We start from the raw sequence: 22,914 nt of genomic DNA, 5'->3' as shown, positions 1-22,914 counted from the left end.
AAACACCTTAGCGCGGGCAATTTGACTTTCTTTGCCCTTTGGACTGACGGGAAAGCTCTTGCCATTTGTTCATCTCCGCACCTTTGACGCAGTCGAAAGAGCAAAAAAACTCCAAACGCAAGTTATTAGTGGTCAAGAGTCGAACGAAAAGCAGCCAAACTTGCGCGAGCGCGCTCTAGCCATTCATCCGGCGAAGCGAGATTAGGCGAATTTGGAAGAAATTTCTTATACAGTCGTTCTAAAATATAATTAGCATGAATGATATTTTCTTGTTGCCTTTTGCTTAAAGTCTCGGTGGAAGGCAAAGCGAGATCCTGCAAGGATCCATGCTGACGCATTCTTTCAAGCGCCTCCGGAATCTTTTCGGTGCTTGAACGACCCTCAGATAAATTTAAGGCGAGCTCATTTCGAAAACAATGTGTCCAATAATCTGTCCATGTGCCGCCATTATTAAATGTCCGAGTAGAACCAAATAACATGTTATAATGCTCCTTTAAGCGTTCGGTCATATGGACCAGTCGGCTGTCTAGTTCGGTAAGCTTTTCTTTCAGCACTTCTCCTTTTTGTTCTAAGACAAGTAAATTCTCGACTGATTTATTGTGTTGAAAATTTTTTAAGGCATCCTTAAAGGCAACACAAGGATCTCTCCATTCGATCAATTGATGTTCAAATTCTAAGCACTCCCTTTTAAAGCGCTCTTTTTGTTCCCAACGAATTACCTGTTTTCCCATTAAGCAAACGACAACAGTTAGGGATCCAAGAAAGAAAGGAGGCAACATTTTATAAAATACAGGCATAGCGCCTGCACGAATAAATAATAGGCCGAAATACCCTGTCACCGCAGTGACTGCGGCAGCTATAATTCCTATCCCCTTACAAATATTTATTCCAACTTTTAGCCATGTTTCGCTAAAAAAGGCCAAACGTGTTTGAGCAACAGCATACGTTTGGCGATCGATTGTGCACAATTGTTCTCGAGAGACTTGAATACTGGGAGGCAGAGAAAAGATGTGCTGAGGGTGAATCATCCAAGCGCGTTGACTTATATACATTCTATTCCTTCTTTATTAAACTCATAAAAGGCAATTTACAATTTATTGATTAAGCCATTTTAAAGATCTGTAAATTTTTAATTATTCTGATTGCTTCTTTTTTTCTAGCGTTTTATCAAGCATACGCTCCAATTCTTGAATGCGCTTTCCCTGTCCTTAACTTGACTTTTAGGGCCACGTTCCTCTCCGCTGCGAAGTCCTTGAAGAGCGTCTAAGGCGCGTTCCTAGACAAGCAATTGACTCAGTTTTATATCAGATCTTCTTGCAAATTAAAGAAGTATATGATCTTTGGGAAGTTTGATGATTTGTTTTTTCTTTCCAACGCGTCATCTGTCTATATAAGGAGTGTGCAATCGTCATAAATCCAGGCATTTTTCCCCTCTTAAGGAACACGTTAGGCGATCTTGGATATGAGGGAACTGCACTTTAAAAGGTAAGAAAGCTTTATAAGCTGAGTGTATAGACAAAATCCTTAGCACAAGAAGACCTGTCTAGAATTCCGTGATTTGGCATTTTTTGAAATAAAAGAGAAGGAATAAGCGACGTTTTGACTTCTTTTCCCCAAAAGAAACAGGAGATAGAGGGCCATATTCACTCAATCGTCCCTCTATCTCACGTGTCCTGCTAAGGAGAAAAATAGGTTATTGGTGGTTTTAATACACTTCTAAGAAAGTGATTGCTTGGTTTACTGATCTGGGTTTTCATTTTCCATTTCGCATAACTCTAAAGCTGTAGCCTTGACGGTTTCGATTCCATCTTTAAAGCCAACTAAACGCATTAGATGGTCAATGTAGCTTAATTCTGTTAATAAATGGTCATTTAAAGATTCTAAGCGAGCAATTTCGTTTTGAAGATCCTTCTTAGTCATATTAACCTCCAAGGTTCATTATAAACTTTGCAAGGAATATGCCAACTATTGCGAGTATGCCTATGAATTTTCTGGTCAAAGACCAAAGAGCCAAATTTGACTCGTATTTTCATGCACGGAATTGATAGGCCGCATTTTGTCCGCCCTCATAGCAGATGGCTTAGAGGATAGATAAAAACCCATCGCAATCGATATTTGAGGTTATTTTTCTTCCTAGGGGACAATAAGAGAAAGGACTCGAACTAGATCTTAGCAATTTATAGACATATCCTAGGGCATGTCATCAATTAAAATTGCCTTAATTTGCTAAAAAATTTATAAATTCACAATTTTCAAAATTATAAATAAAAGAAATAATTTTGACTCATAACACCTCTAAAGAATCATCTAATTCATCATGAAACGTGCTTTTTTCTCTTACCTACTTGTCTCCTTAATGGTTATTTTGTCTTTATCTGCAGAGGAAACCCTACTTTGGCAAGAGGTGCTAAATGAACGATCCATTGATGAAAGGGAAGCATTAGAAGTATTTTTTAAAACCATGCTGATTAATTCAGAAGGCGGATATGTAGTGCTTGGATCAAAGCCTGTTTGTGTAGAAGGGATTAGATCTTCGCCTTTTCTATTGGTTCAGCGTTGGGGAGGCCGCGACCACCAGCGATCGGTTGAGCTTGCAGAAGGATGGCAGCTCTGGCGGCAGCATTTTGACGTATTTTCAAATGGGCATATTCTTATTCATTGCAAAGATAGGGCTTTTTCCACTCATCCGAATTGGATTCACCTGTTGTGGATCAACCCTGGCTCTTTAGAGAAGGTATTTGAAGCAAACAAAGCCTTTTTCCAGTTCATTGTCGATCCTAATATAGATTTTCAATCTTTGTTGAAATATTTAACCGATCCCCAAAAGCCTATTTTTAAAAGCAATGTCTTAATGGGCATTATTATGGGATTCGGTTCTCAAAACGCGATTCCTTATGAGCGCATAGAAGAACTTCGGACTATGGCTTTGATGAGAGAGGAAGCTCCTTATCTGCCAAGGAAAAAACAGTTGTCTATTTATCCTCCGGAAATGGATTTAAATTATTCCAACTTTGATCGGTCTATTAAGTCCATTCCCTCTTTGTACTATAAGACTTTGCAAGAAGAGTATAAGGCTTTGCTCTCTCACGAGAAAAAAACTCCGCAAATGCATCGCGCCATTTTGCCTGCCTTCCCCGTTTTTGGCATCTTTAAAGAAGATCAAGAGACCCGGCAAATATTAGAGAGCTATACAAAAGATCAAAGGATTATTCAAAGTTGGATTGAAGAGGATAAATTTTTAGAAAATCTCTTATCTCGCTTGTTAAAGAACGCTATCCCACAATCTTCTGCGCAAAAGTCAATAAAAGAACCCCAACAATCATTCACAGATGCGCAGTTGATTGCCTATCAATTACTAAAAGGGTTGCCCAGCGCAAATGAAGCAAGTAGAAAGTCGCTTTGCAAAGGTTTAATAGAGGCTTGCAAAGGCGAAGAAAAACCTAAAGAGACAATTGGCAAAGCATTCACCGGCTACTTGAGATCTGTTCGAAAAGCCGAAGCCAAGCGAAATTTGATGCAAACCGAGAGCTGGCTGAATCAATTGGCCAGTAATAATGCCATCAATTGGATAGTCCCTTTCAAACTTGGCTATCATGTCAAAGCGGAAGGCAAAGGCAAAATCCTGGACAAGCGGTATAAAAAAGCAAAACTTGACTATGCTATCCGTATTTTTAATAAAGAACCGGTGATTGGCCAAGCTGAGGAAGAAGAAATCGATTTTTCCCTGCTGCTTCCTAGTTTTATTCAAGGCATGCAGGGCATGAAGACCGGAGAAGAAAGAATGATCTACCTTCATCCGGAAATGGCTTATGGAGAAAATGGCTTTCTAGACCCCAATGTAGGTCTTCAGGCTTACGTAAAATTAATTGAAATAATAGAAGAAGAAACGTCCGAACAAAAGGAGATAACGCTAGAGACTCTTTCCTTTAAACAGGAAGCGGATAAGCCTTTGCCGGATACAGAAGAGGCTTTACTAAACTATCTGTACGTTTTGGGCTATAACCTATATGATTATTTAAAAAATGCTCATTCGCTTTTTGCGATTGCTGACTTATGCGAAGCAATTAATTCAGTCGATTTACAACTAATTGACTTTAACATGCCGTCAAGCGAAAGCTTTAAACGGCTCAATCATCTCCATTGGAAAATTTATCAGCAAAAGCGCCAAGAGGCTTATCAACAAGCTGATCATGTTTTCGCTGATTTAAGCAAAGATCCTGCGTATGTGTGCCTGCATCCTGGCCGCGTTTACTGTAAAGGAGCGGTGAGAGAAAAACCCGCCGAAGAAAATTCAATCAAAATGATTAAGTATGCGATTAGAGATAAAAACGGAAAACTGATAAAGCCTTCTTCAGAGGAAATCGTCTGCGAATCAGGCTTAATAAGAGGGATTTATCAAAGTCTGCCTTATCTTTATCCCGAGCAGGCCTATATTTTATATATTCATCCGGAATGGGGATATAAAAATAGCGATAGCTTGGTTGGCAACAAAGAATTGATTGTCCATTTAAAATTGCTCAGCGAATAAAAAAATTTCAGCGGTTGTTTTCCGTGAATTATCAACAATTTTCTTGATAGATTAGGGCAAGGTTTGTATAAATGGCTCATCCCTAAAATTTTCAGGAGAATTTTTATGAAATTCATTAGAGGTTTCTTATTAAGCTCTATTCTATCCGTTTCCTGCTTTGCCGGCCAGAATGTGGATACCTATTATTTCTCAACAGGAAGTCATTTAATTCCTGTCGATCAACAGGCTTTAGTATTAAAGAAAGTTTACTTCTCGCCGGAGCAATTAGTTGCCACGCAAGAGGGATTATTTATTCAGCAAGATAATAGTTATGTCGCAGTTCAAGCAATCTACTATGATGCCGATGGAATGCATTATTTGGCAGGCCTTTATGGAGACTGTCCAAATGGCCATCCTTATGGCAATGATCCTGGTGATGGTTGCTACGGAGGAGAGAGGTGTCCGCACAGTGATAGTTATGACGGCAGAGATCGAAACTAATATAAATTATAATATCTTTTGTCCATTTTTTAGCTGTGTTGAAAAATTGAGAAAAATGTCTAAAAAAAGAAACTCCTTGTCTCTCCGGCAAGAGAAAACAAAGGAGTTTCAGATACCCGAACGCAATTAGGCTTACTATAACAAACAACTCTTCACTTTTTTCATCGATCCCAAATTGTTTAAATCTTTAAGTATATTAGCTCAAAAGAAAGGAAAAGGAAGGCCTATCGAATTTCCTCATTCGTTAATCCTGCTTATGATGGTGAAGATTCACTATAGACTACCTTATAGAAAGACTACCTTATAGAATACTGGAAGGATTTGCCAAATCCGTCCTTGCACTGATATAAAGAGCTCAAATTGCCAACCTATTCTCTTATCTGCAAAAGAGCTTGTCTACTTAAGGATTCTCTTCCCAAGCTAAGCTTGCGTTGTCCACAAACTGTTCTTTTAGATGCTTCCGGGTTAAAAGTCATCGGGGAAGGAGAATGGAACGTCAAGATTCATGGAAGTGGAAGGCCTCGCAAATGGATTAAAATCCATCTGGCTGTAGATCCTAAAACTCAAGAAATAGTCGCCCATGCTATAACAGTTAGCCAGTGTAGCGATGGAGCAGAAGAGCTATTGAAGCAAAGCGGGAAGACAGTCAAGACAGTTGGGACTGACCTGCTCCCCAAAAGTAAATTGTAAAGCAGGAAAAAACAATTGCAAACTGTCCATCTGGATCTTGATAGCGGAATGGATTGTCAGGGACGTAGTGGTAGAGGTTCAAGCCATCTTCGAAGCCAATGGGATCGGCTGTCTGCCAGCGCATGAGGCGCGGATTGTAAAAGCGATGGGCAAATAAAACAAGCCAAGCGATTTCGCGTCGGTTGCCAAAACCCCAGCGACTGGCTAGCTTTGTATTGCCTTCTAAAGTTTTTTGACAAAAGCAGAATAAGACATCCACTGCGCAAGGCTGCCATCTTGCTTGCATAAAGCACTGAGGTAATATTAATTATATGAAAATTAAATTAGTATTTAACTGGAAGAATAAGGAATTAGAAATGATTTTGGAATTTCTATTGCTTGTCCGTTATCAAATTCTATGAGATATAATTCAGAATTAATATTTTGATTAAATCGTTTTGCAATTTCAATACTATTAATAACCCTAATTCCGCAGATGCTTCCTATACAGCCCGGCTTATAACATAAGGGCGCATTTTGTTTAATTATCACCGTATCTCCGTAATCAAACTTGCTATTTAATAATTTATCGGCAGCCATGGAGTTCCATCATTATTATTAATTCCTGTAACATGAGCATGAGGCTCTAAAGCTCTTGGGTCTTTATGAGTTTGAGGACTATGAGGACCATCTTTTCTGATACCTGTAGGATTATCAAATTCATCTCTTACTTGAATCCATTTTCCATCACGAGATCCTGTCACATGCTCTCCTACTTTAACGGGTATGACATTACCCTTTTCATCAACAACCATTATATCAGTTGAAACATTTCCTTCGAATGGATTAGTTTTTGTTTCAGACTTTTCTTTGTGTTCCCTTTCCTCTTTCTCTAACTCGTTTTGATTATATTTATTATCATCTTCTCTATTTAGCTCATAAACAAGCCATCCAAGGCCAAAAGCCAGAGCACCGCCACCTACATAATATAGCGTAGGAGCGATAAATGTTACCGCCACCCCAAATTGCCAAGTAAGAGGAATGAGAAATGCATATTGTCCATCCGGATCTTGATAGCGGAATGGATTGTTATGGACGTAGTGATAGAGGTTCAGGCCATCTTCGAAGCCGATGGGATCGGTTGTTTGCCAGCGCTCTACAATAGATTTACTTCATGGTACTTCTATAGTGACAGCTTCTGCGATAACTTGAATAAATGGAAAATCTTGTATATCTTCTATTTGAAAATGCTTGTAAGGATGATCTAAGGGAACTTTAATATATTCGATTGATAAGGCTTCTTCTAAGAATAAAGAGGAATTTAATTCATATAATCCCTTTGGAACATCACCTAGCCTATATAAAAACTGTATGGCATGTTTAAAGACAACTTTAAACGGTTCTTCTTGCCAAGACTTCATGTAGATCGTCAAAGTAGCATCTCTTTCCATATGAAAAGATTGATATTCAGAATCAGCAAAACTAATAGGTGGTGGTATGCGTTTTTTATTCATTAATCCTCCAAGAAATATTAGTAAAATTAATATTTAAAAACTTCGATTCAAAGATTGTAAATATACTATTAAGTTGTTTTCTTCTGACATATGAACCTATCCCGATAATATTTTAAGCTTATTTATCCAAAAGAAGATCAGGCTAAAAGTTAAGAATCCTTTCCAATAACAAAGACGTCTCTCCCAGCGGACAACAAGTCGCCTAAATTTTCTTTGCAGCCAAGAAATAGCCCGTTCAACTTTCCATCTGAATTTGGCTAAATTACAAACGATTTTCTTAGCTTTTTTTGCTGCGCCTATTCTTCTATAAGGAATAAAAGGAAAAATCTTCCTCTTAAGTAATTTGTCTCTAAGCTCTTCTGCATCATATCCTTTATCTGCCTCAAAAATAGGGATCAATCCGTTTAGCAAATATCTTTGATTGGTAAATTCTTCAATCCCATCTAAGAGATTTTCTACCTGTTGCCTTTCATCTCCTTTAGCCGAAGTCACTTCAAAGTTAATAGGATAGCCATTGCCATCTATAACCATAATCAATTAGCTGACCTCCTCCTTTGCCTGCTGAAAAAAAAACCATCGGCAGCCAGCCTTTCGAAATTGAGCAGACCTTGAAGCTCTGCTTGCTCTCTAATTGCCATCAAGATCTTTTCTAATGTCCCATTTGTTTGCCAAATTCCTAACCATCTATGACTTGCCGATTTTGAAGCCCAATGATCTCCTTTTGGCAAATCACACCATCTAGCTCCATTAATCAAAATCCATAGGAGGCTATTGCATACCTCTCTCCAAGGAGTATGAGGCTTACCTTTCGCTCTCTTTTTAGGTTCTTTAGGCAAAAAATATTTCTAAGACTTGCCATTGATCATCACTCAATCCTTCAAATCTATTACCTTTCATCTCTTCCTCTATTTTTCAACTAAAAATATGAGAAAGATAATCTATTCCTTAAAAAAATTTCATTATCGGGATAGGTTCATAAAAGGATTCAGAATCACCAAATTAATATTCTTTACTGCAGAGGTTTTTTATTCATTAAATCACTCCCGGAAAATATTCACCTGGTAAAAATCCTGTTCCCATTTTTGGTTGATAACCTGGTGGTTTTATTATCTCTTTATTCTCATGTTCCCAACTTTTACTAGGATTCCTTCGCGTTTCAACATGATAATGTTGTTCATGATGCCTGGGATTATAAGTATCTTTTTCTTCCATTTCATGTTTTTCTGGGCGGATCCTCAGGTTATCAGCTGTATAAATATGTCCTTTATCATCTCTAGGCAATTCAGGCATTAAATCATCAGGGTTTTTAGGAAATTTAAACTTTTCTTTATTTTTATCACTTTCTTTTTCTTCCTCTAACTCATTCTGATTATATTTATTATCATCTTCTCTATTTAGCTCATAAACAAGCCATCCAAGGCCAAAAGCCAGAGCACCGCCACCTACATAATATAGCGTAGGAGCGATAAATGTTACCGCCACCCCAAATTGCCAAGTAAGAGGAATGAGAAATGCATATTGTCCATCCGGATCTTGATAGCGGAATGGATTGTTATGGACGTAGTGATAGAGGTTTAGCCTATCTTCGAAGCCGATGGGATCGGCTGTCTGCCAGCGCATGAGGCGTGGATTGTAAAAGCGATGAGCAAATAGCACGAGTCCCGCGACTTCCCGTCGATTGCCAAAGCCCCAAGGACAGGCCAGGCTCGCTTCTCCTTGCGTAGCCTGCGAACCAAAGGCTGAATAGCCTTTCCATTGCGCCAAGCTGCCATGGTATTTAGGATAAATAAGTTTGATTTTAGCTTTTTAACTTCTATCTTTAATTACTGTTACAGATTCTGCTACAACTTGTATAAATGGAAAATTGTCTATATCTTCGAGATGGAAAAGCTTATAAGGATAACTAGATGGCATATATCCGTATGCTTGTAGCAATGCTTCATTTAAAAAAGAAGATCCATTAGGTAATTCATATAATTGTTTTGTTACGCTCTCTAATTTATAAGAAAATTGAATCGTATTAGAAAATATAATTTTTAATATTTTTGCATCCCAAGATTTAAGGTAAACTGTTAAGGTTGCATCTTCAGACATATATAAAGATCTATATTCTGAATCTGCGAAATCAATGTGTTCAGCTATAATTTTCTTATTCATTAAATCATTCCTGGAAAATACTCACCTGGTAAAAATCCTGTCCCCATGCCCTCATAATAACTCGGAGGTTTTATAATTTCTGTATTTTTATTTTTCCAGTTAGCTTTTGAGGGATCCCTTCGCGTTTCAACATGATAATGTTGTTCGTGATGCCTAGGATTATAAGTATCGCCTTCTTTCATTTCATGCTGCTCTGGACGAATCCTCAGATTATCGGCTGTCTGAATACATCCTTCATCATCTCTAGGCAATTCAGGGAGTAAATCATCAGGATTTTTAGGAAATTTAAACTTTTCTTTATTTTTATTACTTTCTTTTTCTTCCTCCAACTCATTCTGATTATATTTATTATCATACCACTTATTAAGTTCATAGACAGCCCAGCCAGCGCCAAAGGCTAAGGTTGCACCAGCGACATAGGCTAGCGAAGGAGCGATAAATGTTGCCGCTACTCCAAATTCCCAAGCAAGAGGAATGAGAAATGCAAACTGTCCATCTGGATCTTGATAGCGGAATGGATTGTTATGGACGTATTGATAGAGGTTCAGGCCATCTTCGAAGCCGATGGGATCGGCTGTCTGCCAGCGCATGAGGCGTGGATTGTAAAAGCGATGAGCAAATAGCACGAGTCCTGCGACTTCCCGTCGATTGCCAAAGCCCCAAGGACAGGCCAGGCTCGCCTCTCCTTGCATGGTTTGCGAGCCAAAGGCTGAATAGCCTTTCCATTGCGCTAGGCTGCCGTCTTGCTTGCGCAGGGCGCAAAGATGATGGCGAAAATCTTGAACGGGAAAGAACGTTCCTTGCTTGAGCTCGATGGCAAAAACCTTATCCTGATCGGCATTGGGATGCACGATGCGCAATTCTTGAATCTTACCGCCGAGCAGGCTGCCGATTTCTTGGTCGCCTTGGTAGAGCAGCTGCTTGGATCCTTCCTGGTCAGCTAAGAGAATGCAGCGATTAAAGGCATCATAGCCAAACAGAATCAAGGCGCCATTTTGCTCGCAGCTGATCAGGCGGTTCAAGGCGTCATAGCGATAAAGCGCCGGCGGATGGCTTTGGGCAATCAGGTTTCCATTGACATCATAGCTATAAGCCGATTGCTCGTCTTGCGTGACTTGATTCAGGGCATTGATTCCCCTCGCCTGGCCGTTTTTGGCTAGGCAATTGCCAAGCGAATCATATTGATAGCAATTCGTGTCGTTTCCGGCCTCTACAGCCAAATGATCGAAGCGATCATAGCTGAAAGCGCTTTTTTGTTCGCCGCTTGGGGTTTTCTGCATCATGGACAGCAAATTGCCTGCCGGATCAAAGGCATCAAGAGTAGATGTCCAATAAGGCGATTCTGTCTTGATTGCACGTCCTAGCAAGTCGTACGTATAATCAACCTCTCCTGCCGGAGAGCGTTCTTTCAATAAGCGGCCGCACTGATCATAATCCAAGCAATTGCAAGTATAGCAAAGCTTGCCGAAGGCATTGATGCGCTGAACCTGCCACAAATGGAACGCATCATAGCTATAGAGAATGAAAGAGCCATCGGGCAGCGTCAATTGAATCAGGCGGTCGAGCGCATCGTACGTGTAATGCAAGATGGCGCCGGCGCTTAATTCTTCTTTGATTAACCGATTCCATTGGTCATATGCGCGCTTTTGAACCGTGTGATGCACAACATCTTTAATTTCAATGGGATTGTCATGCAAATCATAGCTGTACTGATAGCCAATCGTGCCATCGGTTGATGCCATGGCTGCCAGCCTTCCCAACGCGTCATAAGCATAATGGATCGACACGCCATCGGGCTTGTCCTTGCGGATTAAACGCCCTCTTCCGTCATAGGCATAGCGAGTGGTGTGGTTCGCGGGCCATTCCGTTTGAGAGGCCAGCCGGTTGCAGCTGTCATATGCCGATAGAATGGTATATTCCCGGATGGGATTTCCCTGATGCATGACACGTTCGCTTTGTTTGACGAGGTTGCCGGCCGTATCATAGGCAAAAGAGGTGGACGAGACGACTTGATTGCCTTCAAAAAGAGAGCGCTGAGCGAGGCGTTGATAAGCATCGTCGACCTCGCCGGTCAGCCTTTTTAAGGGATCTTTTATGGTTCTGCCCCTGACCCTTTGATTCAAGGCATTGACAAGGTCATGGTGATGCGCCTTTTCTGTCCGATTGCCCAAAGGATCTTCCTGCCAAGCAAGGCTGCCATCCGTTTGATAATGGGCGCGATAAACGGCCGTTTGATGGTCCGCATGCCAAACTGTCTTGCTGATCTGGTTGCCATGCCGATCGTACGCATATGTTTCCTTGGCATAGACTTGGCCTTGGCTGTCCTGTAAGACTTTCGAAACAAGGCGGTCAAGCCAATCATATTGATAGCATTCGCTTTGCAGCTCTTGCCCGTTCGAGCAGCGGCTCAATTTAACGATCCGGCCAAGATCGTCATAGGCATAAGCGATCGTTTTTTCGTGGCTGCCAATGACTTCCAAAATTTTTCTTCCAGCTCCATCGTGCTCGTAATACGTGACGACTCCCATGGCATCTTGTTTGGATTTCAGCAAGTTCCCTTTATAAGTATAGGTTTCTTGCTTAATAAGCTGGTTATTTTCATCCCATGTGACTTCTTTGATCAGCCGTCCTTTAGGATCGTAAGCATATTGGACAGATGTCCCGTCGGCGTGCCATTTCTGCTTGAGCCATCCGGAAGGATAGTAAATAAAGCGCTCCTCTGATTGATCGGGATAAAGAATCCTCGTCGGGCTGCCGTAGCTGTTATAGGCATAGCAGGTGGTAAATCCCCTTTCATCCGTTTGCGAGATCATTTGGCCAAGCGCATTATATGTCCTGGCAATGGAAGGGTTCGCAGGGTTTTCTCCGCTCACTTGCATGAGCGGTTTGACGCACGCAATCTGATTTCCTAAACGATCGTAGGCATAGGTGGTTTGATGCCCATAGGGGTCGGTTTCAGCAATCAGCTGATTCAGGGAATTATAGGCATAAGTTGTCGTAAAAATGTTTTGCCGGTGATGCTCTTCCTTGCGTATGAGCCGGTTGGCCTGATCATAAAAATAGCGGATCTGCTTGCCTCCGACAAAATCCTCTTTGATTTTGTTGTTATTGTCATCATAGGCATAGCAGGTGACTTCTCCCAAAGGATTGCTTTCGGCAATCAAGCGCTGGCGGTCATCGTAAGCTTTATTGATTTCGTAGCAGAATTCGTTTTTTGCGTTGTAAATTTTCTGCGAGATTTCATTGCCGTATGCATCGTAGTCAAAACGCGTCGTTTTTAAAAGAAGCATCTCGCCGCCACTGCGATTGAGAGCCGTCTCTATTTTTTCTTTTGGCTTTCCAAACGAGGCAAGTGCGGAATTTGTTTCCGGTTGAAAATAAGTGACCCGCCGATACGTGACATTGAAATCTTCCGTGTGGTGCAAGCCGCTGCCATCATCTTCAATGCGAATAAAGGGCTGGCCATTAGGGTCATAGTATTGAAACACCCTTTCTTGAATGAGCCCGCCATAGGCTTGCACTTCTTCCGTCAGAAGATTGGTTCCCTCTTCATAGGCATAAGCGATGGATAGGCCTTCCGGCGTGGCCTTCTTTTTAAGCAGATTATAGCCATTTTGATCATATTCATAATCAATGGCATAACTATCCATTTGGCGCTTTTGTTCGAGCAGGAAGCTTTCTGGCTTCTCTCCCGTTAGATTGCCATACCGCGTTTGGCGGGTGATATTGCCTCGGCTATCATAGCGCATCGTCGTGAGATGGAATAGCTGATCGCCCAACAAAACAGCTTTGGCTTTCAACCATCCTTCTTGTCCGGGGAGCGTGCTCCAGCTGAACTTCTGCTGCTTGACGATTTGTCCTTGGTCTATTTCGCTGATGCGGTCAATCCGATTCTGCGGGTCAAAATAATAGATGGTGGACTGCTTTAAGGCATTTTCGACAATCGTAAAGTTCTCTCCATACGCAAAGGTATAAGAAGAAATCAGCTCTCCTTTTTCTCCAAGCGGCTCTTGCAAGCTTTTTACTTTGTCATTGGAATAGATGGCCCGGATCAGCTGCCCAGCCTTAGCGACATGGGTGACTTTGGGAATATTATGATAATCGCACTCCGCCTGATAAGCGGTGACTCCTTTTTGGCTGGACTCCACTTTTTGAAGAATATTTTTATAGACATATTCTTTTAATGAAGGGCTATAGACTTCGCCTTTCCTCTTTGCATAGTAAACAGCCTTTCCGCAGGAACTAGCCACCAGGCAGCCGGTTGGGGAATGCGTGAACGTCAATTCGTTAATAAGCTGGCCTGAGCGGTTTAAGGTACGGACTTTGGAAAGAGCGGGCTTCCCATCGGGAAAGCAGTAGTCAAAGCGCAGCGTATTTCCGTTGGGCTTTTTTTCTTCAGAGAGCAAATAGCCAAATTTTGTGGGGAACCCCATTTCCTTTTGCTTTTGACTGGATAATTTGATCGACCATCCATATGTACGCTTAGCTCCGTTTCCAAGCCGAACCGTCCAATAAAGCCCTTGCTCGCTGGGCTTGTAGACGGCTTCCCAATTGACAAAATTGGCATGTCCGCTCATGGCTACCCGGCTGACGTTAGTATAGCCTTTTTGAAGCAGGCGTGGGTCTATCTGTAAAAGGGAGGCATGATTGATTCCCCGATAAGGAATCATAAATCCCTCACGCTCGCAAATTAAGGCATGCGAATGCCTAGCCCCCTCTTCCGCCTCAGTTGCCAATAGGGGAAATTGAGAGCCAAATCCCATGCCGAAAAGCGATTCGCTCTCTTGGCCGCTGTCATAATAACGGGTTAGCTTAATGGGATCGATCGTTGAGCCGATTAAATCGGTTTCGGTCTGAAAAAATTGGCCGGACGCCACATTGACACAGCCGGCAACTGTCGTGAGGGGCTCGCACTCCGCCGAAAGGGAAAAGTCTTTTTCCCCTACTTCCTTTTCCTTGCTCCACTCCATGCGCCCCATCCAACAAGAGGCGGCTTCCCCCTCTTCCCTCTCGCTCAAATCCCAATCAATGGGAAAAGAAGCCATTTCTCCTGCAAATCCATATAGAGAACTTAATAAAAAAAAGAAGAGAACAAAACCTGCGCGACGCATACATTTTTCCTGGCTGATAGCCATCTAAGCGAAAACTTAAAAATTTAGCTTGGGAGTGTATAGAAGAAAAGGAAATGTGTAAAATAAAATTTTTTGATGACGCTTTTGACACCTAACAAAAAGAATTTGCAAGTCCTTAAACTGTTTAAAAGCGTACATATGATCAATCGAACCGGTTAGTCAAAGAAGAATTAAGTGTCGGTATGTTCTTTAAACAGTTTTTGAAATGTTTGCTTAATAGTTTTTTCCTTAAGGCTACAGTCGTAAAATGCGGAATTTTTAAGATCACTTTCAAGAGGGCAAAAATAGAAAGGACAAACCCGATTAGCTACCGATAAGGAAGACCATAAACAACTTTTAGTGTCATCATGCAGAGAATAGCATCATCGGAATATTGCTGAGGAGAGCCAATGAAATGTGGATCTCTTACAAATTGCCATTTTTCGATCGCATCTTCACTAACCTAAAGAGAAAGACACCCACGTTTTTTTCAGAGATTCGTTATATTGAGTCCACTTCCGTAGTTTGTATTGGGACATTGTAAGCTCCGTTTCGTGTCAGAAGCAAACAAGCTTACAATTTTTTTTCCTGGCAATACAATATTCCCCTAAAGTCAAACAATTTTAGGATAAGTCGACCGAAGGAAGACTTATTCTACAAGACCGCGTCGGCCTCCAAAACAGATATAGGTGTATTATGAATAAAAGAGCCTTCATTTCTTTAAATCCTAATTATTCAACACAGCCACATAGAAGTAAAAAAACTATATCTCAAGCACGCTCGTTTATTAACCTGAATTTTGAGTTTAGTGTTCAATTCCAAAATCAGTCATAAAGGCTCCCGTAAAGATAGACGGAGATTTTAACCCAAAGAAGTTGACAAGACATCTATAAGCAATTAGCGTTGAGAAAATAGGGACCATTTCAATCATTCAAAACTATCGCTAAGTATTTGAATTGGTCAAATAATCGTAAAAGTCAGACTCGCTGGTGATTAAAATACTATGATAAAGAGCGCAGATGGGCTGAATGGCCTCTAGGATTTTTTGATCGCCGACCCCAGGCGTGCAAATGGCATCTAGTTGAGGAATCAGCTTTTGCTGTTCCAGCATTTTAAGGCCTAATAGGTAATCTTGTGTGCTGTACCCTTCTTCAGGAACGCGGAAAAAAATTAAGTTCCGCTTGAATAGAATGGCCTGGACTGCGTAATAAAGCCCCCTGCTATAAGGAGGGGGATTGCCGAAGAACTCATCGAGCTGGGCCAGACTTTGACAAAAATAAGCAGTGTGAAACTCTCCGCGCTCGGCCTCCCCAAAAAGAGCAATTGTGTAAACTGATTCCATGCTTCATCCCTATCCTTATTCTGTAGTCTGCCAGAAAATAGCTGAATTTAAAGTCCATATCAATGGCTAAAAATGGTTTGTTTGATCTGATGAAAGCGGTTGCTGTCGCGATATAAAGCTGTCTGTCCAAGGCCAGATTCAATGGCCAGCAAGCGGTTGTATTTGGCAACCCGATCGGACCGCGACAGGGACCCGGTCTTAATTTGACCTGAATTAGTTGCCACGCAAATATCGGCAATTATGCTGTCTTCAGTTTCACCGGATCGGTGGGAAATAATCGTGGCATAGCTATTGGTCTGTGCCAAGCGAATTGTCTCTAATGTTTCCGTCAACGTGCCAATTTGATTGACTTTGATTAAAATGGCATTTCCTACTCCCATTTCCATGCCTTTGCGCAAAAACTTGGGATTGGTCACAAAAATATCGTCGCCAACAATTTGAATTTTTTTACCCATTCGTTCTGTCAAGAGCTGCCAGCCGGCCCAATCGCCCTCTGCCAATCCATCTTCGATAGAATCGATGGGGTAATTTTGACAAAGTTCTTCCAAATAAGTAATTTGCTCTTCTGCCGAACGCTCTGCAAACTCTTTATTGGCTTGCTTTTTCTTCTTATCGAAATAGCGATGAGTTCCCTTGTCATAAAATTCCGACGCGGCGCAATCAAGCGCTAGCGTAACCTGCGAACCTGGACGGTAGCCCGCTTTTTCGATCGCCATCAAAATAAGATCCAAGGCTTCTTCATTTGATTCGAGACGAGGAGCAAATCCGCCTTCATCGCCTACTGCAATGACGTGTCCGGCTTTTTTCAAAATAGACTTGAGTGTTTGAAAAATTTCAGCTCCCCAACGGACAGCTTCGCGGAAGGTATGAGCGCCAACGGGGCGGATCATAAACTCTTGGAAATCCAATAAATTATCTGCATGCGCGCCTCCATTGATGATATTCATCATTGGGCAAGGAAGAATGTAGGCATGCGTTCCGCCAATATAGCGATAAAGGGGCATCTTGGCAGTTAACGCTCCTGCACGGGCTAACGCGAGGGATGCGCCTAAAATGGCGTTGGCCCCCAAGCGGCCTTTATTTTCCGTTCCATCCGCTTCGATCATCAAGCGGTCGAGCCTTTCCTGGTCGCAAACATGCTCGCCTATAAGAATTTGAGCAATGGGACCGTTGACATTGGCAATAGCTTTCAATACCCCTTTGCCAAAATAATAATGAGGATCTCCATCCCGTAATTCCAGCGCCTCATTCTCTCCGGTCGAAGCCCCTGATGGGACGGAGGCTTTGACCATGACATTTTGGTCGGTGATGAGCTCAACCTCAATGGTTGGATTTCCCCTAGAATCTAAAATTTCTCTTCCCTTGACTGATCTGACGTAAGACATACATACCCTCTAGCTTTAACGAATGTTAAACATAAAGATTGAAGGTTTTAAGTACAAATATTTATTCTAAACTTTATTTTTACCGCCTGACATGCTCTTCTTTAACGCTTTCCATTAAAGCCTGATAGGAATCATACCGCACAGGTGAAATGCGCCCTTCCTCCAACGCTTTTTGCACTGCACAGTTATCTTCATGAGTATGGGTACAATCGGGAAATTTGCAATCTAAGCCGCATTCGTGAATCTCGGTAAAGTAACCTTCAACTTCGTCCTTTGCCAAGTCCCATACCCCAAAACTCTTGATGCCCGGCGTGTCAATACACCATCCGCCAAATTCTAAGGGAATAAGCTGGGTCGTCGTCGTCGTATGCGCTCCTTTCTTGGTTTTATCAACCGTCTCTCCCACGCGGAGATCCAATCCCGTAATGGCGTTAATTAAAGAGGATTTTCCCACTCCCGATTGTCCGGAAAAAACAGAGGCTTTATCTTTCATGGCTTGCCGCAAAGCATCCAATCCACTGTTTTTTATCGAGCTGACGGATATAACGGGAACGCCGACAACGGCATAGGCATTGAGCAATTCGTGATATAATGCCCTTTCCCCCTCTAAAAAGTCTGTTTCGTCTTCCGTTGGTTCTTCTAGCAGATCAATTTTATTGATGACGATTAAGGGATCCATGCCGCCTTTATGGGCAGCAATGATATAGCGATCTAGCAAAGAAGGCTTCAAAGGCGGATTGACAACAGAGGTGGTGATAATGACCAAGTCAATATTGACAGCAATAAGTTGTTCCTTGCGCCTCGACAGGTTATCGGCACGCGAAAGGATGGTGCGTCTTGGCTTTACGCTGGCAATAATGCCCTCTCCTTCGCTTGTTTTTTCAAACAAGACAAAATCGCCGACGGCGACAAGATTTTTAGCCTGCGTCTTATCTCTTTTGAGCAGCCCTTTGAGAACACAGCTAATTTTTTCTCCGTTCCAATCCACAACAATTCCCTGAGGAATGATTGATAAAACACGCCCCTCTAACCATTCTTGCTTGCTTAATTTAGCCTGATGCCCCCTCTCCAGCCCTTTCAAATATTTTTCCTGATCGGTTTTTTTAAATTTGGAACGGTCATTGGCTGAGGCCAACTTCCGCTGCATTTTTCCTTCTTTGCGGTGTCGTTTCTTAAAAAACTCTTCCTCCGACTCCCTCCAGTCATCCGAATGATTTTTTTGATCGTCTTGAATCATAAATTTTTCCTTAACCTTTCAATAAATAGAGAAGAATCGCGCCAGCAATAGCGACGTTCAAAGACTCCATTTCTCCGGGCATGGGAATGGTCACAGGCTGGCAAAAACGCTTGACTTCCTCTGATGCCCCATGCGCTTCATTTCCTAATATTAAGACTTTTTCATTTGAAGAGGCAACCTCTTCCGGTCGCTTGCCCCTCAAATCCGCAACGAAGCAGGGCAAATCCCTGTCCTTGACCAGCGCCTCCAATTCCTTGGCCGACCCCTTTGCCAAAGGCAGTTTAAACTGCGCTCCGCGAGCCGCACGCATGGCCTTTTCGTTAAAGGGATCGCAGCAGCCTGGCAAAAGATAGGCCCCTTCCCATCCCAGAGCTAAGGCTGTGCGCAAAAGAGTACCCAGATTGCCCGGATCATTGATGCCGTCCAAGGCCATGATGAGATTGGCCTTCTTTAAGGAAGCAAACGAGGGCATTTGGACTTCTGCCAATACACCTTCCGGAGAAGTCATTCCGGAAATTTTTTGCATGATGGCATCCGTCACAATCCACTCTTCCGGCGCTTGGCATTCAATCAAATGCGCTTGTGCCTGCGTATAGATGATTTTCTTTAACCGTGCGGTCACCTCTTGAATAGGTTTTATCCCTTCTAAAATGAGAGCCTGCTGCTCATGACGGTAATGGCTATCTGTTCTGAGCTTGACCAAATGTTTGACAAGCGGATGCTGCAGACTTGTAATAATATGCTGTTTCATAGGGCATTCTTCCAAATCGGTAAACAGGCTAATCGATCTATAATCGGTTCTCCATTCTGATAATTCTCATTCACTGCAATTTTTTCCGCTTCTTTAAGCAGTGCTCCCATATGCTTTCCGGGTGAAATTCCCTTTCCTTTTAAAAGGGCAGCCGAGACCAAAGGCTTATTTTCCCGAATGCGCTTAATATGAGGCTGCAGCCGATCAAAACGCTCTTGATGGCGCTGCAATAGAAGCATGCGTTCTTTTTCAGGATAAACAGCCGCAATAATGTCCAAGCTTAACCGATAGTCCGGATGGGCCAATGCATGTATCCAGGCATACGGCTCCAGTTCGCCTTGCTTGCGCTCAGTTTTTATCAATTCTGTTAGGTTATCCAAAAACTCTATCAATTTGATGTCTCGATTAGTCGCTTTAATCCGCTTGGCAATTTCTATTTTCTGCGATAAAGGCGCCGCGGGAAAAAGCGCCATCAAGTAAACGATTGTCGGCGCCTGAGGAGGGAAATGGGCGTAGCTTTGCACCAAATGCTTCAGCTCTTTGATATGCATGTTTTCCAGTTCTGGAAAAATGACATCGAGCAGGGATAAGCGATGCATTTCAACAAGGGCCTGATCAAAGCGCGGATAATTGGCCATTTTATTGAATTCTTGCCATACCCTTTCCATGGCCACTGCCGGAAAAAGCTTGTCTGCCATTTCACGGATCGCCTCTTGGGTTTCTGCCTCGATGATAAAACTGAAGCGCGAAGCAAAACGGAAAGCCCTTAGCATCCGCAGCCTGTCTTCAAAGAACCGCTCGTAAGGATTGCCGATCGTGCGAATCACGCCGCGCTTGATATCATCTTGTCCATGCACAAAGTCATGGATGACGTCTGCTAACGGATCATAAAACATCCCATTAATGGTAAAATCCCGCCTCAAGGCATCCTCTTTGGGCGTGGACATTTCAATGCCCTCCGGATGCCGACCATCGACATACTGCAAATCTTTGCGAAATGTGGCGACTTCAAATTGATGGCCTTCCATAAGGACGATCACAACGCCGAATGCCAGCCCCACCAAGATTGTATTGGGAAAAAGGTCCATGATTTCAACCGGAGTCGCATTCGTCGCAATATCAATATCCTCGGAAGGATGGCCCATGACATAATCGCGCACCCATCCTCCGGCAAAATAAGCCGTATAGCCTGCCTTGGCAAGCTTAGAGACAATTGTTTTGGCAAGTCGAAAAGTATCCATGTGAGTTAATCAGTAATTTTATAAATACCTGCTTAATTGTTTTAATAGTATAATAGCTCAAATGTGAGATAATACCTAGTGCTCTGTAATTAATTATCATTCTTTATTTGCAGCAAATTAATGCCATGACAACAACTTCCAAAATAAGCATTTTAAACGAACAGACCATTAATAAAATTGCAGCAGGCGAAGTGATTGAAAATCCCTCGTCGGTTGTCAAAGAATTAGTAGAAAACTCGCTGGATGCAGGCGCCACCGAAATTTGCGTAGAAATTCAAGGAGGCGGACGCCAGTTGATCCGCATTTCCGATAATGGATGCGGCATGTCGCCCGAAGATGCACTATTATGCTTAGAGCGGCATGCAACATCCAAGATCAAAGAGGTGGAAGATATTCAAGATTTGCTGACCATGGGTTTCCGCGGGGAGGCCATTCCTTCCATTGCCGCCATTTCCAAGTTCTCGCTATTGACTTGCCCTCGCTTAGAAAATAAGCAGACAGAAGGCACGCTAGTTTCTGTCGAGGGGGGCAAATTGATCTCCAGTTCGCCAGCTGCCCGTGCACCCGGCACGACCATGGAAGTCCGATCCCTCTTCTATAATGTACCCGTCCGCCGCAAATTTCAAAAATCGCCCAGCTATGACGCCCAAGAAATTTTAAAAATCTTAAGCGCGCTTGCCTTAGGCCATCCTTCCGTGCAATTCGAGCTTATCAGCGACCAAAAATCCCTTTTTAAAACGCCTCTTCTTCCCGCTCATTATACTTTCCAAGAGAGCCTGAACAAACGCATAGAAACGCTTTTGGGAAAAGAATTCGCTTCTTCGCTTTGCCCTTTGCACTTCGAGCAAGCTCCCTATGAACTAAAGGGCTTTATTGGCACGCCTTCCCATCACAAGGCCAATCGCACCGGCCAGTACCTGTTTATCAACCAACGTGCCGTTTATTCGCCTTTTATAGCCTCTGCCATCCGCGAAGGATATGGGACGATGCTTGGAACTAACCGCTATCCTGTCTTTGTTTTACATCTGCACCTACCGGGAACCTTTTTAGATGTCAACGTCCATCCGCAAAAGAAAGAAGTTCGTCTGCGCCAAGAGCACCTGCTTAAAACTGCTCTAATCGAAGCGGTACAGAAAGCTTTACGCCAAGATCAACCGTCCTTTTTGACTCTCAATAAAGAACCCGATAGGCCCTTTCCTTCCTTATCAGCCCCTTACGCCTCTCTTTTGCCCCCGCCTTTTTTCCAAACTAAAAAAGAACTCTACGTAGAAGAGGAAGAGAACTGGGAATATAAAGCCAATCCCTCTTATATCCCGCCATCGCCCTCTTTACCGCCCCTTTCAAGCCCCGCCCTACCCGTTTTGCCGACAAGCCCGCTTTCTTCCTTAGAAACGCCCCCTTCTGTACTTGAGCCGGTTTTGCAATTTCGCACTAAACCAACAGACGCCGATCCAGCTCCTTTTTTATTTGATGCGCTTTCCGAAAAGCCCGCTTTTCCAACAGTCCTGACCACCCTCGTCGGATATATTATGCTGGACCCTTTTTCCTTAACCACTAACCACTGCCCTTCCCTGGTTCAAAAAGAGCGTGGAGGCTTATGCCTGATTGATCAAAAAGCTGCTTATGCCCGCATTTGCTATGAACGCCTGCTCAAGCAATCAGCTAGCCAGCCTCTTCCCATTCAGCACTTGCTCGTTCCCGCCACCATGCAATTTTCAGCCCCTGAGGCAGCTCTTTTAAAAGACCATTTGGCCCTTTTAAATGAAATGGGATTTTCCATTCGGGAATTTGGCGAGCATACATTCGTCTTGGACGCCTTTCCTGCCTTTTTTCAAAAAGAGCACCCCGAAGCCTGGCTCAGCGCAATTGTGCATGACTTGGCCGACAAGCAAGACATGCGTCAACTGCAGAGGAAAAAAGAAGAGCAGCTGGCCCTCGCTGCAAGCCGAGCATCTTTATCTAGCACAAAGCGCTTATCGCACGAGGAAGCGCAAGGGCTTGTCGATCAACTTTTTGCTTGCGACCTCCCTTTTCAATGTCCTTTTGGCAAGTCAACGCTTCTTTATCTCGCTCCCGGCGAATTGGCCGCTTATTTTACTTAATTAGCAAGCGAATCATCCTATTTCAGATGGGGACACTCTAAGAAGTCCTATTCAAAAAAAGACCCTCCTGCTATCAAATTGCTAGTCGCGCTAAGAGAGGATACCGAAAAGTGAACGTCTTTATTTGTTTGGTTTCATAAGAAGTGTTCACGATCTCAAATAAGTTTGCTTTGCCGCTCAATTTTGTTAGAAATGTAAAAAAATTAGCCATATTTTTTAATATGCCGAAATTTTTTACATGTTTATAACTAAATTCAGCATGCAAGTCATCCTATTTTTCAGATCAAGGATAACCTCTAAAGCTTTATTTCCAAGAACTTATTTTCCAAGACTGCTGCCCAATCGCCATCGTTTTAAATTATTAACAAACTTTTAATTAATAATATCTTAATAAATT

Annotated in this window: 21 protein-coding genes; 4 read left to right on the top strand and 17 right to left on the bottom strand. The window is 42.6% G+C overall.

Annotated features, from left to right (window positions below):
• Positions 1 to 125: 125 nt before the first annotated feature.
• Together BN3769_RS06115 and BN3769_RS06110 are read right to left on the bottom strand one after the other, a co-directional pair.
• A complete protein-coding gene (locus BN3769_RS06115; RefSeq protein WP_068468642.1) occupies positions 126 to 1,052 on the bottom strand; it encodes a hypothetical protein in 927 nt (308 codons plus the stop codon).
• A 685-nt stretch (positions 1,053 to 1,737) separates the two neighbouring features.
• The gene (locus BN3769_RS06110) at positions 1,738 to 1,920 is read right to left on the bottom strand and encodes a hypothetical protein (RefSeq protein ID WP_068468640.1); all 183 of its coding nucleotides are present in this window, start codon (positions 1,918 to 1,920) and stop codon (positions 1,738 to 1,740) included.
• Positions 1,921 to 2,317: 397 nt separating this feature from the next.
• On the opposite strand from BN3769_RS06110, the gene BN3769_RS06105 reads away from it, so the two are divergent.
• The 3 genes from BN3769_RS06105 to BN3769_RS06095 all read left to right on the top strand — a co-directional run bounded on the left by BN3769_RS06105 (position 2,318) and on the right by BN3769_RS06095 (position 5,698).
• The gene (locus tag BN3769_RS06105; RefSeq protein ID WP_068468638.1) at positions 2,318 to 4,528 is read left to right on the top strand and encodes an FKBP-type peptidyl-prolyl cis-trans isomerase; all 2,211 of its coding nucleotides are present in this window, start codon (positions 2,318 to 2,320) and stop codon (positions 4,526 to 4,528) included.
• 105 nt (positions 4,529 to 4,633) lie between these two features.
• Positions 4,634 to 5,008: a hypothetical protein gene (locus BN3769_RS06100; protein WP_068468637.1), complete on the top strand. Its 375-nt coding sequence runs from the start codon at positions 4,634 to 4,636 to the stop codon at positions 5,006 to 5,008.
• A gap of 360 nt (positions 5,009 to 5,368) precedes the next feature.
• Positions 5,369 to 5,698, top strand: coding sequence for a transposase (locus BN3769_RS06095; RefSeq protein ID WP_068468635.1), 330 nt, complete (start codon positions 5,369 to 5,371; stop codon positions 5,696 to 5,698).
• On the opposite strand, the gene BN3769_RS06090 is transcribed toward BN3769_RS06095, so the two are convergent.
• From BN3769_RS06090 to BN3769_RS06025, 15 genes are all read right to left on the bottom strand, one after another.
• The gene (locus BN3769_RS06090) at positions 5,655 to 5,984 is read right to left on the bottom strand and encodes an RHS repeat domain-containing protein (RefSeq protein ID WP_068468633.1); all 330 of its coding nucleotides are present in this window, start codon (positions 5,982 to 5,984) and stop codon (positions 5,655 to 5,657) included. The genes BN3769_RS06095 and BN3769_RS06090 overlap by 44 nt on opposite strands.
• Positions 5,985 to 6,028: 44 nt before the next feature.
• On the bottom strand, positions 6,029 to 6,277 hold the full coding sequence (locus BN3769_RS06085) for a hypothetical protein (RefSeq protein WP_068468630.1): 249 nt from the start codon (positions 6,275 to 6,277) through the stop codon (positions 6,029 to 6,031).
• Positions 6,256 to 6,696, bottom strand: coding sequence for a hypothetical protein (locus BN3769_RS06080; protein ID WP_068468628.1), 441 nt, complete (start codon positions 6,694 to 6,696; stop codon positions 6,256 to 6,258). Before BN3769_RS06080 ends, BN3769_RS06085 begins: the two co-directional genes overlap by 22 nt.
• A gap of 153 nt (positions 6,697 to 6,849) precedes the next feature.
• Complete coding sequence (locus tag BN3769_RS06075; RefSeq protein WP_068468626.1) at positions 6,850 to 7,191, bottom strand: hypothetical protein; 342 nt, start codon at positions 7,189 to 7,191, stop codon at positions 6,850 to 6,852.
• Between the two features lie 96 nt (positions 7,192 to 7,287).
• Positions 7,288 to 7,722 carry a transposase gene (locus BN3769_RS06070; protein WP_068468624.1) on the bottom strand — a complete coding sequence of 145 codons (435 nt, stop codon included), beginning with the start codon at positions 7,720 to 7,722 and terminating at the stop codon, positions 7,288 to 7,290.
• A 2-nt stretch (positions 7,723 to 7,724) separates the two neighbouring features.
• Positions 7,725 to 8,027: a transposase gene (locus tag BN3769_RS15245; RefSeq protein WP_420885319.1), complete on the bottom strand. Its 303-nt coding sequence runs from the start codon at positions 8,025 to 8,027 to the stop codon at positions 7,725 to 7,727.
• A gap of 196 nt (positions 8,028 to 8,223) precedes the next feature.
• A complete protein-coding gene (locus tag BN3769_RS06060) occupies positions 8,224 to 8,955 on the bottom strand; it encodes an RHS repeat domain-containing protein (RefSeq protein WP_068468622.1) in 732 nt (243 codons plus the stop codon).
• A 42-nt stretch (positions 8,956 to 8,997) separates the two neighbouring features.
• Positions 8,998 to 9,348: a hypothetical protein gene (locus tag BN3769_RS06055; protein WP_068468620.1), complete on the bottom strand. Its 351-nt coding sequence runs from the start codon at positions 9,346 to 9,348 to the stop codon at positions 8,998 to 9,000.
• Positions 9,348 to 14,459: an RHS repeat-associated core domain-containing protein gene (locus BN3769_RS06050; protein WP_068468618.1), complete on the bottom strand. Its 5,112-nt coding sequence runs from the start codon at positions 14,457 to 14,459 to the stop codon at positions 9,348 to 9,350. Before BN3769_RS06050 ends, BN3769_RS06055 begins: the two co-directional genes overlap by 1 nt.
• A gap of 328 nt (positions 14,460 to 14,787) precedes the next feature.
• Positions 14,788 to 14,907, bottom strand: a complete 120-nt coding sequence (locus BN3769_RS15240) for a transposase (RefSeq protein ID WP_079989432.1) — start codon at positions 14,905 to 14,907, stop codon at positions 14,788 to 14,790.
• A gap of 495 nt (positions 14,908 to 15,402) precedes the next feature.
• On the bottom strand, positions 15,403 to 15,801 hold the full coding sequence (locus tag BN3769_RS06045; protein WP_068468617.1) for a hypothetical protein: 399 nt from the start codon (positions 15,799 to 15,801) through the stop codon (positions 15,403 to 15,405).
• A gap of 59 nt (positions 15,802 to 15,860) precedes the next feature.
• Positions 15,861 to 17,186 carry a phosphopyruvate hydratase gene (gene eno / locus BN3769_RS06040; protein ID WP_068468615.1) on the bottom strand — a complete coding sequence of 442 codons (1,326 nt, stop codon included), beginning with the start codon at positions 17,184 to 17,186 and terminating at the stop codon, positions 15,861 to 15,863.
• Between the two features lie 79 nt (positions 17,187 to 17,265).
• Entirely contained in the window at positions 17,266 to 18,423 is a 1,158-nt protein-coding gene (gene rsgA, locus BN3769_RS06035) for a ribosome small subunit-dependent GTPase A (protein WP_068468614.1), read from the bottom strand.
• Positions 18,424 to 18,433: 10 nt separating this feature from the next.
• A complete protein-coding gene (locus tag BN3769_RS06030) occupies positions 18,434 to 19,174 on the bottom strand; it encodes a TrmH family RNA methyltransferase (RefSeq protein WP_068468612.1) in 741 nt (246 codons plus the stop codon).
• Entirely contained in the window at positions 19,171 to 20,415 is a 1,245-nt protein-coding gene (locus tag BN3769_RS06025; RefSeq protein WP_068468610.1) for a CCA tRNA nucleotidyltransferase, read from the bottom strand. The genes BN3769_RS06030 and BN3769_RS06025 overlap by 4 nt, the downstream gene beginning before the upstream one ends.
• A gap of 125 nt (positions 20,416 to 20,540) precedes the next feature.
• On the opposite strand from BN3769_RS06025, the gene mutL reads away from it, so the two are divergent.
• Positions 20,541 to 22,517 (top strand): DNA mismatch repair endonuclease MutL, encoded by a 1,977-nt coding sequence (gene mutL, locus BN3769_RS06020; protein ID WP_068468608.1) that lies wholly within the window; start codon positions 20,541 to 20,543, stop codon positions 22,515 to 22,517.
• Positions 22,518 to 22,914 lie beyond the last annotated feature (397 nt).

This window comes from Candidatus Protochlamydia phocaeensis (genome assembly GCF_001545115.1).
GTDB lineage: Bacteria > Chlamydiota > Chlamydiia > Chlamydiales > Parachlamydiaceae > Protochlamydia_A > Protochlamydia_A phocaeensis.
The sequence above is the reverse complement of the archived record's forward strand: the minus strand, read 5'-3'. Positions and strand labels throughout refer to the sequence as shown.

Coding starts and splice junctions, on each gene's coding strand:
- BN3769_RS06115 (WP_068468642.1), bottom strand. CDS start 1,052: ATGTATATAAGTCAACGCGCTTGGATGATTCACCCTCAGCACATCTTT.
- BN3769_RS06110 (WP_068468640.1), bottom strand. CDS start 1,920: ATGACTAAGAAGGATCTTCAAAACGAAATTGCTCGCTTAGAATCTTTA.
- BN3769_RS06105 (WP_068468638.1), top strand. CDS start 2,318: ATGAAACGTGCTTTTTTCTCTTACCTACTTGTCTCCTTAATGGTTATT.
- BN3769_RS06100 (WP_068468637.1), top strand. CDS start 4,634: ATGAAATTCATTAGAGGTTTCTTATTAAGCTCTATTCTATCCGTTTCC.
- BN3769_RS06090 (WP_068468633.1), bottom strand. CDS start 5,984: ATGCAAGCAAGATGGCAGCCTTGCGCAGTGGATGTCTTATTCTGCTTT.
- BN3769_RS06085 (WP_068468630.1), bottom strand. CDS start 6,277: ATGGCTGCCGATAAATTATTAAATAGCAAGTTTGATTACGGAGATACG.
- BN3769_RS06075 (WP_068468626.1), bottom strand. CDS start 7,191: ATGAATAAAAAACGCATACCACCACCTATTAGTTTTGCTGATTCTGAA.
- BN3769_RS06070 (WP_068468624.1), bottom strand. CDS start 7,722: ATGGTTATAGATGGCAATGGCTATCCTATTAACTTTGAAGTGACTTCG.
- BN3769_RS06055 (WP_068468620.1), bottom strand. CDS start 9,348: ATGAATAAGAAAATTATAGCTGAACACATTGATTTCGCAGATTCAGAA.
- BN3769_RS06050 (WP_068468618.1), bottom strand. CDS start 14,459: ATGCGTCGCGCAGGTTTTGTTCTCTTCTTTTTTTTATTAAGTTCTCTA.
- BN3769_RS06045 (WP_068468617.1), bottom strand. CDS start 15,801: ATGGAATCAGTTTACACAATTGCTCTTTTTGGGGAGGCCGAGCGCGGA.
- eno (WP_068468615.1), bottom strand. CDS start 17,186: ATGTCTTACGTCAGATCAGTCAAGGGAAGAGAAATTTTAGATTCTAGG.
- rsgA (WP_068468614.1), bottom strand. CDS start 18,423: ATGATTCAAGACGATCAAAAAAATCATTCGGATGACTGGAGGGAGTCG.
- BN3769_RS06030 (WP_068468612.1), bottom strand. CDS start 19,174: ATGAAACAGCATATTATTACAAGTCTGCAGCATCCGCTTGTCAAACAT.
- BN3769_RS06025 (WP_068468610.1), bottom strand. CDS start 20,415: ATGGATACTTTTCGACTTGCCAAAACAATTGTCTCTAAGCTTGCCAAG.
- mutL (WP_068468608.1), top strand. CDS start 20,541: ATGACAACAACTTCCAAAATAAGCATTTTAAACGAACAGACCATTAAT.